This window comes from Zavarzinia sp. CC-PAN008, assembly GCF_051903925.1.
Taxonomy (GTDB): domain Bacteria; phylum Pseudomonadota; class Alphaproteobacteria; order Zavarziniales; family Zavarziniaceae.
This window is the reverse complement of the sequence record NZ_CP173678.1, coordinates 2,805,074-2,818,960: the sequence shown is the minus strand read 5'-3', so window position 1 is coordinate 2,818,960 and position 13,887 is coordinate 2,805,074. Positions and strand designations below refer to the sequence as shown.

At 67.0% G+C, this 13,887-nt stretch carries 12 protein-coding genes; 5 read left to right on the top strand and 7 right to left on the bottom strand.

Annotation, left to right across the window (positions count from 1 at the left end; genetic code table 11):
• Window positions 1-25: 25 nt before the first annotated feature.
• Window positions 26-817: a 5'/3'-nucleotidase SurE gene (gene surE, locus ACI6GS_RS13220; RefSeq protein ID WP_439813918.1), complete on the bottom strand. Its 792-nt coding sequence runs from the start codon at window positions 815-817 to the stop codon at window positions 26-28.
• A gap of 8 nt (window positions 818-825) precedes the next feature.
• Complete coding sequence (gene serS, locus ACI6GS_RS13215) at window positions 826-2,109, bottom strand: serine--tRNA ligase (RefSeq protein WP_439813917.1); 1,284 nt, start codon at window positions 2,107-2,109, stop codon at window positions 826-828.
• A 240-nt stretch (window positions 2,110-2,349) separates the two neighbouring features.
• Between serS and ACI6GS_RS13210 the strand changes: the two genes are divergently transcribed.
• Window positions 2,350-2,889, top strand: a complete 540-nt coding sequence (locus ACI6GS_RS13210; RefSeq protein WP_439813916.1) for a hypothetical protein — start codon at window positions 2,350-2,352, stop codon at window positions 2,887-2,889.
• A 6-nt stretch (window positions 2,890-2,895) separates the two neighbouring features.
• Here ACI6GS_RS13210 and ACI6GS_RS13205 read toward each other — a convergent pair whose 3' ends face one another.
• The 3 genes from ACI6GS_RS13205 to ACI6GS_RS13195 are packed head-to-tail and all read right to left on the bottom strand — an operon-like array spanning window position 2,896 to window position 4,759.
• Window positions 2,896-3,810 (bottom strand): RNA polymerase sigma-70 factor, encoded by a 915-nt coding sequence (locus tag ACI6GS_RS13205; RefSeq protein ID WP_439813915.1) that lies wholly within the window; start codon window positions 3,808-3,810, stop codon window positions 2,896-2,898.
• Window positions 3,807-4,331, bottom strand: coding sequence for a carboxymuconolactone decarboxylase family protein (locus ACI6GS_RS13200; protein WP_439813914.1), 525 nt, complete (start codon window positions 4,329-4,331; stop codon window positions 3,807-3,809). Before ACI6GS_RS13200 ends, ACI6GS_RS13205 begins: the two co-directional genes overlap by 4 nt.
• Complete coding sequence (locus ACI6GS_RS13195) at window positions 4,328-4,759, bottom strand: hypothetical protein (protein WP_439813913.1); 432 nt, start codon at window positions 4,757-4,759, stop codon at window positions 4,328-4,330. The genes ACI6GS_RS13200 and ACI6GS_RS13195 overlap by 4 nt, the downstream gene beginning before the upstream one ends.
• Window positions 4,760-4,896: 137 nt before the next feature.
• Between ACI6GS_RS13195 and ACI6GS_RS13190 the strand changes: the two genes are divergently transcribed.
• Together ACI6GS_RS13190 and ACI6GS_RS13185 are read left to right on the top strand one after the other, a co-directional pair.
• Window positions 4,897-6,309: a homospermidine synthase gene (locus ACI6GS_RS13190; protein ID WP_439813912.1), complete on the top strand. Its 1,413-nt coding sequence runs from the start codon at window positions 4,897-4,899 to the stop codon at window positions 6,307-6,309.
• A 290-nt stretch (window positions 6,310-6,599) separates the two neighbouring features.
• Window positions 6,600-7,295, top strand: a complete 696-nt coding sequence (locus ACI6GS_RS13185) for a hypothetical protein (protein ID WP_439813911.1) — start codon at window positions 6,600-6,602, stop codon at window positions 7,293-7,295.
• Window positions 7,296-7,335: 40 nt separating this feature from the next.
• Here ACI6GS_RS13185 and dnaE read toward each other — a convergent pair whose 3' ends face one another.
• Entirely contained in the window at window positions 7,336-10,794 is a 3,459-nt protein-coding gene (gene dnaE / locus ACI6GS_RS13180) for a DNA polymerase III subunit alpha (RefSeq protein WP_439813910.1), read from the bottom strand.
• A gap of 190 nt (window positions 10,795-10,984) precedes the next feature.
• Window positions 10,985-11,788, bottom strand: a complete 804-nt coding sequence (locus tag ACI6GS_RS13175) for a glucose 1-dehydrogenase (protein WP_439813909.1) — start codon at window positions 11,786-11,788, stop codon at window positions 10,985-10,987.
• A gap of 245 nt (window positions 11,789-12,033) precedes the next feature.
• Between ACI6GS_RS13175 and ACI6GS_RS13170 the strand changes: the two genes are divergently transcribed.
• Complete coding sequence (locus tag ACI6GS_RS13170) at window positions 12,034-12,990, top strand: spermidine synthase (RefSeq protein WP_439813908.1); 957 nt, start codon at window positions 12,034-12,036, stop codon at window positions 12,988-12,990.
• A gap of 8 nt (window positions 12,991-12,998) precedes the next feature.
• Window positions 12,999-13,628: a fused MFS/spermidine synthase gene (locus ACI6GS_RS13165; RefSeq protein WP_439813907.1), complete on the top strand. Its 630-nt coding sequence runs from the start codon at window positions 12,999-13,001 to the stop codon at window positions 13,626-13,628.
• Window positions 13,629-13,887 lie beyond the last annotated feature (259 nt).

Genomic DNA, 13,887 nt, shown 5'->3' with positions numbered 1-13,887 from the left:
CACGGCGGCAGTCCTGCCCCAGGCCTCAGGCTGGACCGGTGCCGAAGGCGCGCTTCAGCCCGTCGAGCGTCGCATGATGGCTGAGGTCGAGGTGCAGCGGCGTGACGGCAATGCGGCCCGCCTGGATGGCGCCCAGGTCGGTGCCGTCGGCGGCCCGGAACGGCACGCGCTTGAAGCCCATCCAGTAGTAGTGGAAGCCGCGCGCGTCGGTCCGCTTGCTGATCGCGATCTCGCTCTGCTCGCGCCGCCCCTGCGTCGTCACCTCGATCCCAGCGATCCCGTCGGGCGGGCGGTCGGGGAAGTTCACGTTCATCACGATGTCGCGCGGCCAATCCGCCTGCAGCAGGGTGCGGACGACCTGGGGTCCGTGGGCCAGCGCGGTTTCCCACGGCACGCGGGGGCCATCCTCGGCCAGGCCATAGGTCTGGCTCAGGGCGATCGAGCGGATGCCCAGCAGCGTCCCCTCGATGGCGCCGGCCACCGTGCCCGAATAGGTCACGTCCTCGCCCAGGTTGGCGCCGCGATTGACGCCCGACAGGACCAGGTCCGGGCGACGCTTGCCCATCACCTCGGCCACCGCCATCAGGACGCAATCGGTCGGCGTGCCGGTCACGGCGAAGCGCTTGGCCTTGATCTTGCGCATGCGGATGGGCGACGCCAGCGTCAGGGAATGCCCGGCGCCGCTCATCTCCGTCTCCGGCGCCACGACCCAGACGTCGCTGGTCAGAGCGCGGGCGATCTTCTCCAGGATCTTCAGGCCCGGCGCATGGATGCCGTCGTCGTTGACGCACAGGATCCGCAAGGGGGTTTCGGCCACGCGCGTCCTCACTCGGTTCCGACGGGGCTGATGTGCTCAAGGCCGCCCATATAGGGCCGCAACACCTCGGGCACAGTCACCGATCCGTCCGCCTGGACATAGTTCTCCAATACCGCGACCAGGGTCCGCCCGACGGCGAGGCCAGAGCCGTTGAGCGTATGCAGGAAGCGCGTGCCCTTACCCTCGGCCGGGCGAAAGCGGGCGGCCATGCGCCGGGCCTGGAAGTCGCCACAATTGGAGCAGCTCGAAATCTCGCGAAAGGCCTGCTGCCCGGGCAGCCAGACCTCGATGTCATAGGTCTTGCGCGCCGAGAAGCCCATGTCGCCGGCCGACAGCAGCATCACGCGCCAGGTCAGGCCCAGACGCTTCAACACCTCCTCGGCGCAGGCCACCATGCGCTCGTGCTCCGCCTCCGACTGATCGGGCGTGGTCACGCTGACCAGCTCGACCTTGTAGAACTGGTGCTGCCGGATCATGCCCCGTGTATCCCGCCCCGCGGCCCCCGCCTCGGCCCGGAAGCACGGCGTCAGCGCGGTGTAGCGGCGGGGCAGCGTGCCCTCCTCCACGATCTGCTCGCGCACCAGGTTGGTCAGCGACACCTCGGCCGTCGGGATCAGCCAATGCCCGGCCGTCGTCCTGAACAGGTCGTCGGCGAACTTGGGCAGCTGGCCGGTGCCATAGAGCGCCTCCTCCCGCACCATCAGCGGGACCTGCATCTCGGCATAGCCGAACTCGGTCGTGTGCAGGTCCAGCATGAAGCTGGACAGCGCCCGCTCAAGCCGCGCCAGCTGGCCCTTCAGCACGACGAAACGGGCGCCGGACAAGTGCGCCGCGCTCTCGAAATCCATCAGCCCCAGGCGCTCGCCCACCTCGAAATGCTGGGGCGACGCGACGTTCAGACGGGCCGGCTCGCCATGGGCACGGACGACCACGTTCGCTGTCTCGTCCGGGCCGTCCGGCACCTCGTCGGCGGGCAGGTTGGGCAGCTGGCTCAGCAGCGCGTCCAGCTCCTGCTCCACGGCCAGGGCGGTCGCCTCGCCGCTGGCGATCCGCTCCTTGAGCGCGGCGACCTCGGCGATCAGGGCGTCGGCGTTCTCGCCCCGGCCCTTGGCCTTGCCGACCTCGCGACTCGCCTCGTTGCGGCGGGCCTGGGCTTCCTGGACGTCGGTCAGGTGGGCGCGGCGGCGCTGGTCCAGCTCCAGGATGCGCGCCGTCTGCGCGGCCAGGCCACGGCGGCCCCAGCCCCGGTCGAACGCCGCCGGGTCGTCGCGGATCGCCTTGAGATCGAACATATGAAGCAGAGCCAGTCCCAGAGTCAGAAGGCTTTATAGGCAAGGCCCTCGGACGGCGTAAAGCACCGTGGCGCCGCCGCCGCGGTGCACCCCGGCGTCGTGGCGCCCAGGTCACGGGCGCACCCGCCGCCAGTGCCGCGGCCCCTCATCCTGCCGCCGCCGGACTGTGACGGCTGCGATATGCCGGCCCGCGAATACGGCGCAAGGTGACGGCACCCGAACAAGAAGGCAGGACGCGCCATGCGAATCAGGTCCCATTCGATCCTGGCCCTGGGCCTGGCCCCGGGCGCGCATGCGCTCGCCCTCGCCCTGGCCCTGGCGGCCTTCGCCCCCACCTTCGCCCCTGGTGCCAACCTGGTCGCCACGGCCCAGGCCGCCGACAGTGTGGAGGCGGAGGTCCGCGCCATCGCGGCGGAGCTGGCGCCCGACCTGGCCCTGGCCCAGAAGTGGAAGCCGACGGCGGAGCAGATCGCCGCCATCGCGGCCAGCGAGGCGGATGCCGCCCTGCTCTCCGCCTACAGCGACGCCGTCTATGCCAGCATCTCCGGCAGCAAGGCGGCGGCCAAGCCGGGACAGACCGAGATCCTGGTGACGGGCCCCGCCCTTGGCGACCTGCCCGGCGGCTATGGCAAGGAGATGGCCCATTTCCGCGACGGCGTCGAATTCTATGGCTTCAAATATGTCGAGCCGGGCCAGACCAGCGGCATGGCCTATGACGGCCTGATCCGGGTCGACGGCCAATGGATCTTCATCCCCAAGGCCTGGCGCGCCTTCCGCTAGGTCGGACTACCCGGCCGCTCCCGTGGCGCCCTCGGCCGAGCGGGGCCAGAGGTGGCGGAGCTTGTCCGGGTTGGTGACGATGTGGATCTGGACGATCCGCTCGCCGTCGAAGTCAAAGGCCAGCGTGCCCATGGGGGCGCCATCCGCCATGAGGCCGACCAGCGATGGCGCGCCGTTCAGCATCGCCATCTCCCAGGCGACGGCGCTGGGCCACTTGGCCAACACGCCCAGAAGGAAACGGGCCGACCGCTCCGCCCCCAGGATCGGGTTCAGTGCCGCCCGCACCTTGCCCCCGCCATCGCTCAGCAGCACGGCATCGGGCGCCAGCACGGCCATCAGGCCCGCCATGTCGCCGCCGGCGGCGGCTGCGGCGAACAGGCCGGCCAGGCGCTGCTGCTCCGCCATGCTGGGCTGGAAGCGCGGCCGCCCCGCCCGGACATGGCCCCGCCCGCGAGAGACAAGCTGCCGGCACGCCGCCTCGCTGCGCTCCAGGATCGCCGCGATCTGGGCATAGTCGTAGTCGAAGACCTCATGCAGCAGGAACGCCGCGCGCTCGTCGGGCGACAGCCGTTCCAGCAGCAGCAGCAGCGCCATCGAGATCGACTCGCGCCCCTCCAGCTGGCGGTCGGGGCCGTCGACGGCCTCCGCCGACACGGGTTCCGGCAGCCAGGGGCCGACATAGTCCTCCCGCCGCGCGCGTGCCCGGCGCAACTGGTCGATGGCCAGCCGCGTTGCGGTCGTGACCAGCCACGCACGCGGCTCGTCGATGGCGTGGCGGTCGGCGGCATCCCAGCGCAGCCAGGCGTCCTGCACGACGTCCTCGGCCTCGGTCATGCTGCCCAGCATGCGATAGGCGATGCCGCGCAGCAGGCGCCGGTGCGCGGCGAAGATCGCTTCGGCCTGGCCGTGGCCGCCGGTCACGGCACGCCCGTGATGGTGACGCGGGAACAGGCGACGGCATGGCCGAGCGCCCGCTTGGTCGTGGGCCACAGCCGCGCCATGGCGATGCCAAGCGCCAGGTCGACCAGCGCCCCTTCGCCCAGTTCCGCCAGGAGGGCCTCGCGCAGGTCGTGCTGCTCCACCGTGTTGGCGGCGACCGCCTGCCCGAAGCGGAAGGCCAGGGCCTGGGCTGGCGCCAGCGCCTCCAGCCGCCCGGCCACAGCATGGCCCAGGTCGACGGCACGCAGGCCGTCCCTCAGGGCCTGGTTCACATGGATCTGCACGCAGGTGCCGCAATCCTCGACCATCGCCGCACCCAGCGCCGCCATGTGCACCAGGTCGCCCGGCGCGTGGCGGGGTCGCGGCTGGGTGCTGCCCAGGATGCCCAGCCACAGGAACGCACGCATGCTGTGCCGCGCGATCGTCCGCATGTAGTCCAGCGGCACGCCCAGCTGGCGCTCCGCCCGCCGGATCTGGCCCTCGAGCCCCAGCGCCACCATCACGCGACCCTCCGGCTTGTCGCGACGACCGCCAGCAGGACGATGGTCAAAAGCGCCGGAACGATGACGCCCACCAGCTCGGTCCAGAAGGCAAGACCCGTGGAACAGCCGTTGCGCAGCCACCCGGCGATGTGGGCGGCGGCATGGATGCCCATGAAGCCGATGGCCGACAGCAGTGCCGGCAGGCGCCAGGCCGCGTGCCGCGCCCCGACCGCATAGGCGATCCCCGCACCGACATAGGCTGCCCCAACGTCCGCGACCAGATGCGGATTGAACGGCCCGGTGGCCGAGACGCCGGGCGTCTGCACGAACCAGGTGGCGCCATCGGCCAGCATCAGAATCCCGTTGCCCAGCGTCATCGCCGCCAGCGCCCAGAGCAGGCCCGCCGTGATCGCATCGCCGCGCGCCACTGCCATGGTGGAAACCGTCATGATCCCTCTCCCCTTATGGGTCCTGCGCGCAAGGACGGATCAGAAGCCCGCCCTGTGACACGTGGAGCGCATTTTTTGGCCGAATGGGCGACCTTTCCCTGTATAGGGTGACACAGCTTCCACACATGGAGATTGGAATGACAGCAAAGGTGCCGTTCGCAGGACGGATCGTGATGGTCGGGTTCGGCAGCATCGGGCAGGGTGTCCTGCCCTTGATCCTGCGCCACATCGACGTGAGTGCGGATCGCATCTCTGTCATTACCGCTGAGCAGGCCGGGCACGAGGTGGCCGAGAGCCTGGGCGTTGCCTTCGAGGTGGCACCGCTGACGCGTGAGAACTATCGCCAGGTGCTCTCGTCACGGCTCAAGGCCGGCGATTTCCTGGTCAACCTGTCGGTCGACGTCTCCTCCGTCGCGCTGATCGAACTCGCGCGCGAGGCAGGGGCGCTCTATCTCGATACCTGTATCGAGCCGTGGCCCGGCGGCTACACCGATACAAGCCTGTCGGCCTCGCAGCGCTCCAACTACGGCCTGCGCGAAACGGCGCTGAAGCTGCGCCAGACGCAAGGTCCGGGCGCCCCCACCGCCGTCCTGACCCACGGCGCCAATCCGGGCCTGGTCTCCCACTTCGTGAAGCAGGCGCTGCTCGACATCGCGCGCGACACAGGCCTCAGCGATCCCGCGCCCACCAGCCGCGAGGGCTGGGCCGCCCTGGCCGCCCGCCTGGGGGTCAAGGTGATCCACGTGGCCGAGCGCGACACCCAGGTCGCCAACCAGCCCAAGCTGGTGGGCGAGTTCGTGAACACCTGGTCGGTCGACGGCTTCGTGTCAGAGGGCTCGCAGCCCGCCGAGTTGGGTTGGGGCACGCACGAGAAGCATTTTCCGCCCGATGGCCGCCGCCACGACTTCGGCCCGGGTGCTGCGATCTATCTGGAGCGGCCGGGCGCATCGACCCGGGTGCGCAGCTGGACCCCGCTGGAGGGGCCCTATCACGGCTTCCTGATCACCCATAGCGAGGCGATCTCGATACCCGACTACCTGACGGTGCGCGACGGCGACACGGTCACCTATCGCCCGACCGTGCACTATTCCTATCACCCCTGTGACGACGCGGTGATGTCGGTGCACGAACTGGCCGGGAAGAACTGGGTGCTGCAGACGTCGAAGCGCATCATGCGGGACGAGATTGTCTCCGGCATCGACGAACTCGGCGTGCTGCTCGCGGGCCACGCGAAGAATGCCTACTGGTACGGCTCGCGCCTGTCGATCGGGGAGGCCCGCGCCCTGGTGGAGCACAACAGCGCCACCAGCCTCCAGGTCACGGTCGCCGTCCTGTCGGGCATGATCTGGGCGATCGAGAACCCGACTTTGGGCCTGGTCGAGCCGGACGAGATGGACCACGCCCGGGTGCTGGAGATCGCCGCCCCCTACCTGGGCGAGGTGGTCGGCGTCTATGGCGACTGGACCCCCCTCGACGGCCGAGAGACCCTGTTCCCCGAGGACCTGGACCGCGACGACCCCTGGCAGTTCAAGAACATCCGCGTGGTGTGAGCCGAATACCCCCTCCATTGCCGAGCGGCGTGGAGGGGCCTTCAAAGGCAGAAGAGAGCATCTCACTACCATTACACGCACATATTGATTTCAGTATCTTATATATTGCATTTGATTCGAGCGTATGCCGCAATCTCTTTGCGCATATGTCGGCACTTCGGTTGAACGGTGGTCTGCCGACAACCCGCGTACATATTTCCACTTGTAGATGCAGGCTTGGCGCTACGCAGGCTGGAAACGCCACACCAGCATCATTTATGATCTTGCAACCATCTGGGGAGGACCAGTCATTGTGGGATGCAATCAGCCTCGTAGGAAGTGGCCTTACTCTAATAGCGTTCATCACTGCAATTTTTTTCGCAATGTACCGAGCCAAGCTCGCCCACCAAACTAGAAGAATACAATCCGCTCCTAATAAAGACAAACTAAAGGCGATTGAAGTCGCTGCTGAATTTATTAGCTTCGACACAAGCAATCAGCCTCCAGATTCTATTGAGCGAATGATATTGGAGCAGCTCAAAGTACGGGCGAATCGCGAAACACGCATTTCCTACATTTTTTTCTCTGTAGCAATAATGGCATTTGTTGTAACCGTCATTTATTTGATATTTTCAAATCAAAACTCTGATGAAAACGGCGACCCCCTTTACAATATTTCCGGCCGATGGCCTGATGACGATCGAAACCGGTTTGGAGGAGGAGATCTATACATTACACAACACGGGTCAAGCGTCTCATGGACCTTAACAAATCTTGCCGCGGCACACTCATTCCAAGGTCGTTATATTAGCCCAACGCACATCAAAGGAATCCAGACCCGGACAGCTGGAATAGACGACAATGGATGCGTGACAGTAAGCAGCTTAGATGTTGAAGTCCAAAACTCAGATTCTTTTACATATGACATTAAAGATCTAAGCGATAAGCCTTGCAGAGGCGTGTCGACCGCACCTCGTAGTAAAAACATTGTGCGCGGAATTCAATAGAGCACTCCCCATGCTTGTGAATTTTGCTGTAAACCAATCTTCACAAATCCTGAACCTGGACGATGCCGGGCAGGGTCTTCAGCATCATCTGGACGCGGGGGCCCACGTCGTACTTCTCGGGCAGGCGGATTTCCGCCTCCTTGCCATCGGGTAAGGGCAGGACCAGCGAGACCTCGCACGCCCCCGGCGACTTCAGGTGCGTGCGCAGGCTGGTGACCGCCTCCGGCGCCTCGATGAAGATGCGAAGCGCCCGGCCCTGCGCGGCCGCTACCGCATCCAGCCGCTCCACATTGTTGACGGTCAGCCGCAACGTATCCTCCCGGATCTCGGCATTGACCGTCAGGATGACCGCCGTGCCCGGCTCCAGCAGGGGCCGTGCCACGGCAAGGATCTCTGAAAAGAACGTCACCTCGAATGTGCCGCCCTGGTCCGACAGCGAGGCAAAGGCATAGCGGTTCCCCTGCTTGTTGGTCCGCTCCTGCTTCGAGATGATGGTGCCGGCCACCCGCACGCCCTTGCCCTGCCCCGTCGCCGCCCGTGCCATCAACTCGGTCGAGCGCGCCGCCCCGATCCGCTTCAGCACGCCCTGATAGGCATCGAGCGGATGGGCAGAGAGATAGAAGCCGATCGCCTCGAACTCGTTCGAAAGCTGGGTCATCGCATCCCAGGGGGCGACCTTGATCTGCGGGCCGCTGTCGCTGGCGGTCGCGACGTCGCCGAACAGGCCGGCCTGCCCGCTGGAGCGTTCCTCGTTCAGGCTGCCGGCCTCCCGGATCAGCCATTCGGCCGCCGCCGTGCCGCGCGCCCGGTTGGGTTCCAGCCCGTCCAGCGCGCCGGCCTTGGCCAGGTTCTCCAGCGTCCGCTTGTTGAGGGCCCGTGGGTCCAGCCGCCGCGCCAGCTCGCCCAGGTCGCGATAGGGGCCGCGCAGCTTGCGGTCCGCCACCAGGCTGTCCGCCGCCTGCCGCCCGACCGTCTTGATCGCGGCCAGGGCATAGCGCACGGCACCGCGGCCCTGCTCCCACTCGCAGGTGAATTCGGCGTCGGACCGATTGATGTCGGGCTGGCGCAGCGGAATGCGCAGCCGCTCCAGTTCCTGCCGGAAGATGTTGAGCTTGTCGGTATTGGCCAGGTCCAGACTCATCGACGCGGCCAGGAACTCGACCGGGTGGTTGGCCTTCAGCCATGCCGTCTGGTACGCGACGATGGCATAGGCGGCGGCATGGCTCTTGTTGAAGCCATAACCTGCGAACTTGTCGACCAGGTCGAAGATCTCGCTCGCCTTGTCGGCGGCGACGCCGCGCTCGACGGCCCCGCGCACAAAGCGTTCGCGCTGGGCGTCCATCTCGGCCTGGATCTTCTTGCCCATGGCCCGGCGCAGCAGGTCGGCTTCCCCCAGGCTGTAGCCCGCCAGGATCTGGGCGATCTGCATCACCTGTTCCTGGTAGACGATGACGCCATAGGTCTCCTTCAGCACCGGCTCCAGCGTCGGGTACAGGTAGTCGGCCTCCTCCAGGCCCTGCTTGACCGCGATGAAGCGCGGGATGTTGGCCATGGGGCCTGGGCGGTAGAGCGCCACCATGGCGATGATGTCGCCGATCGTGTCGGGCTTCAGCTTGCGCAGGGCATCGCGCATGCCCGAACTTTCCAACTGGAAGATGCCGACCGTCTCGCCCCGGCCCAGGATGTCATAGCTGGCCTTGTCATCCAGCGGCAGCCTGGCCAGGTCGACTTCCACCCCGCGCAACGCCAGCAACTCGACCGCCTTCTGAAGGACGGTCAGCGTCTTCAGGCCGAGGAAGTCGAACTTCACCAGGCCCGCCTGCTCGACCCACTTCATGTTGAACTGCGTCGCCGGCAGGGCGGCGCGCGGATCGCGATAGAGCGGAACCAGCTCGCTCAGCGGCCGGTCGCCAATCACCACGCCCGCGGCATGGGTCGAGGCATTGCGGTACAGACCCTCCAGCAGCAGGGCGGTGTCCAGCACGCGGCCCACCTTCTCGTCCTTGGCCCGCTCGTCGGCGAAGCGCGGCTCGCCCTTGATGGCGTCGGCCAGGGTCACCGGATTGGCGGGATTGTTGGGCACCATCTGGGCCAGGCGATGGACCTGGCCATAGGGCATGCCCATCACGCGGCCGACGTCGCGCAGCGCCGCGCGGGCCTGCAGCTTGCCAAAGGTGATGATCTGGGCGACGCGGTCGCTGCCGTACTTCTCCTGGACATAGCGGATCACTTCGTCCCGCCGGTCCTGGCAGAAGTCGATGTCGAAGTCGGGCATCGACACGCGCTCGGGGTTCAGGAAGCGCTCGAACAGCAGGCCAAAGCGCAACGGATCCAGGTCCGTAATGGTCAGCGCCCAGGCCACGGCGGAGCCTGCGCCAGAGCCGCGGCCCGGCCCCACCGGGATCCCTTGCGCCTTCGTCCACTGGATGAAGTCGGCCACGATCAGGAAGTAGCCGGGAAAGCCCATCTTCTCGATCACGCTCAACTCGAAGTCGAGGCGTTCGCGATAAGGCTTTGCCGTTGCTTCCCGTTCCGCGTCGCCCTGCCCTTCGGTCCAGACGCTCTCGACCAGGCGCTTCTGCAGTCCCTCATGGGACATGCGGTAGAGCTCCTGCGCTTCGGTCACGCCCTCGGCACTGGGGAAGCGGGGCAGGATCGGCTTCTTGGTCGTCGCGCGCACGGCGCAGCGCCTGGCGATCACCAGCGTGTTGTCGATCGCCTCCGGCAGGTCGGCGAAGCGCTCCTTCATCTCCGCCGCGGTCTTGAAGCGATGCTCGGCCGTCAGGCGCCGCCGGTTGCTTTCGGCGATTGTCGTGCCCTCCGCGATGCACAGCAGGGCATCGTGCGCGTCGTACTGCTCGGCCCGCGCGAAGTAGCAGTCATTGGTCGCGACTAGCGGCAGGTCCAGGTCATAGGCCAGCGCCAGCAATTCGCCCTCGGTGCGACGCTCGACGGCCAGCCCATGGCGCTGCACCTCGACATAGCAGCGATCCTTGAACATCGCCGCCAGGCGCTGCAGCAGCACGCGCGCCGCGTCGCCCTGCCCGTCGGCCAGCAGCCGCCCGATCGGCCCGTCGGGGCCCCCGGTCAGCAGGATCAGCCCCTCGGCCTTCGCCGCCAGCGTCTCCATCGTGACATGCGGCGGCAGGCCGGGATCGATTTCGACGAACGCATGAGAGGTCAGCGCCATCAGGTTCAGCCAGCCGGCGGGGTTCATGGCCAGCAGCACGACGGGGTCGGGCCGCGGCATCCGACCCAGGCGCGCCTGGGCGTCGTGGTGCGCCAGCGCCAGTTGGCAGCCCATGATCGGCTGCACCCCCTTGCCCACCGCCGTCTCCGACAGCTCCAGGGCCCCGAACAGGTTGTTGGTATCGGTAATGGCGACCGCCGGCTGCGCGTCCTTGGCAGCCAGCGCCACCAGTTCCTTGGCCGGAATGGCGCCCTCGCTCAGCGAATAGGCGCTATGGACGTGCAGATGGACAAAACCGGAATGAGGCATGGGCGCAGTCTACCGCGAGTCGGTCCAGGCCGCCGCTGCGTCACGGTCATCGCCGATGCTTCGAGACGCCGGCTGCGCCGGCTCTTCAGCATGACGCCGTTCAGATTATTGGTCTTTTCCCGACGGCGTCATGCTGAGGAGCGCCAAAGGCGCGTCTCGAAGCATCAGTCGCAGCGCTGCAGTGTGCCCCTCAATGCGTCTCGGCCGCGTTGACGATGCGCGTCGCCCGGCCGGCGGTCAGGCCGCCGTCGACCACGATCTCCGACCCCGTGAAAAAGCCCGATTCCTCCGACGCCAGGAACACGACGCAGGCGGCGACGTCGGCCGGCGTGCCGAAGCGCCCCACGGGGTGGAAGCTCATCAGGCTGTCGGTCGCCTCGTTGTCGACGCCCACGCCATAGTTCACTTCCGTCATCGGCGTCTTCATGACCGCCGGATGAATCGAGTTGACGCGGATGGGGTAGCCCAGCGTCGCCGCCTCCATCGCCGCCGACTTGGTCATCAGGCGGACAGCGCCTTTGGACGCGTTATAGGCGATGTGGTTGACCGCCCCGATGATGCCGGCGACGGAGGACAGGTTGATGATCGAGCCGCCGCGCACGCCCATCGCGGCAAAGGCGACCTTGGTCCCCAGGAACACGCCCTCGACATTGGGGCGGTTGCACCAGCGAAAATCCTCCAGAGTCGTCTCGGCGATCGGCTTGACCAGCAGGACGCCGGCATTGTTGACCAGGACGTCCAGCGGCCCCAGCTCGGCCTGCGTGCGCGCCACGACCGCCTCCCACGCCGCCTCGTCGCAGACGTCGTGCGCCATGCCGATCGCCTTGGCGCCGGTCGCCCGGATCTCCTCCGCGACGCGCTCGGCCCCCTCGGCATTGAGGTCGGTCACCGCGACCTTGGCCCCCTCGCGCGCCAGCCAGCGCGCCGACTCGGCCCCCAGGCCCGACCCGCCGCCGGTCACGATCACGACCTTGCCCTGCACCCGTCCCGCCATTGTCCCCTCCACGTTTTCCGCCTTGTCCCGGATTCCCCGGGGCGGCCGCGCGCATCGTGGCCCGGCCGCCGCGACCGGTGCAAGACACAGCGCGCCCCCGCCGATAGGGTCAGCTGAGTCGACCGCGCGCCGCGGATGCGGCAGGCGGGCGCAGGAGCCGGCGTCCTTGTGCGCTGGCATGCATGCGCATTCCGTGGCACCGCTTAACCATCTTCTTAAGGACTGCTGTGCAAGGAGTGGCGCGCATGACAACACGAGCACGACGGCACGAGCCTGCGACCGCCAGGCATGGGGCGCGCTGGCGCGTTGCCGCCCTGGCGGCCGGCCTGCTCCTTGGGGCGGCCTGGGCGGCCGGGCCGGCCGTGGCCCAGGAATTCGTGGAGACGCGGGAGTCGGCCTACAACTCCATCTTCATCAAGCGCAGCGGCGACTATCTGTCGATGGTGTTCGGCCACAATCAGAAGCTGTTCACCGAATCCGCGGTCAATACCAAGGATCCGCTGGAACTGCCGGTCGCCTATAACCGGCTGATGACGGTGGCCCTGGCCTATCAGCCGAAAACCGCCAGCGTTCTGGAAATCGGCCTGGGCGGGGGCTCTACCGCCTGGTACCTGCACCAGACTTTTCCGGACATGACCGTGACCGCGGTCGAGCTCGACCCCGTGGTCATCGAATTGGCACAGAAGTATTTCTTCGTCCGGCCGGACGAACGCCTGAAGCTGGTCGAGCAGGATGGGCGGCTTCATCTGGTCCGGCGGCCCGAGACCTATGACCTGATCATGGTCGATGCCTATCGGGGCCCGTTCGTGCCGTTCCACCTGTTGACGAAGGAATTCTTCGCGAAGGCCAAGGAGCGGCTCAATCCCGGTGGTGTCCTGGCCCAGAACGTCGAGCCGTCAACCATGATCTATGACAGCGCCATCGCGACGATCGCCAGCGTGTTCGAGCATGTCGACGTCTATCCGGCGCAGTTCAACTATGTCGCCATCGCCTATGACGGCCCGCAGAAGACGGATGCGGAGCTGGCTGCCCGGGCGGCCGCGATCGATGGCGCCCGTGCCCCCCGCTATGCCCTGGCCGGGATGGTCACCGACCGCCGCCCGGTCGAGCAGGTCGCCGGCCAAGTCTTCACCGACGACTTCGCGCCGGTCGAGATGCTGAACGCCACGGAACGCCACAACCATCCCGACCTGCCGCAATGAGTGCCGTGATGTCCGGAGCCCAGGGCCGCCCCCTGCCCGCCGCCACGCGCGCCATCGTCTTCCTCAGCGCCATCGTCTTCGGCACCGTGACCATGGGGTTCGAGATGGTCGCCGTGCGCTACCTGAACCCCTATTTCGGCAGCGGCATCGTCACCTGGGCTGCGATCATCGCGGTTGTCCTGCTGGCCATGATGATCGGCTATTTCGTGGGCGGGGCCCTGGTCGACCGCTACCCGACCTTCAAGCTGGGGGCGATCTTCGCAACCATCGCCGGGCTTTGGCTGGCGCTGATCCCCACCATCTCCGACCCGCTGCTCAGCCTGCTGATCGAGCAGGTGGAGGACCTGACGATCGGGGTCCTGCTCGCCTCATGCCTGCTGCAACTCGTGCCAATTGCAGCACTCGGGACCTTTTCCCCCATTGCGATCCGGCTCATGCTGCGTGGCGTCGCCTCCAGCGGGACCACCGCCGGCCTGATCTATGGGGTGAACACGATGGGCTCGATCGTCGGCACGCTGGGCACGGTCCTGGTCCTGATCCCGCGGTTCGGCTCGCGCGACATCACGTATGGCCTGGCCGGAACCATTTTGCTGTGCGCGGCCATGCTGCTGTTGATTTCGCGCCGCACAAAAGACTGAACGGACAGATCGTCGCACCCATGGCCGCCGCCCGCCAGTCACACACTTGTCTGATGCTGCACCGCAAGAGTTGTGGCATGGTGGGCACAAGATCCAGTCACGCAGGCAACACCTCCGTGGCGTTTGAAGGTTCTGACGAACGCTGGCCTAAGGCGCCGGCACCCCGCGCACATAATAGTACTGATGTCCCGCCTGCGTGCCGTCACGCGGTCGGGCCAGTCGCCTCCGCGCGCGTCCGGTGCGACGCACCCCCCTCAAC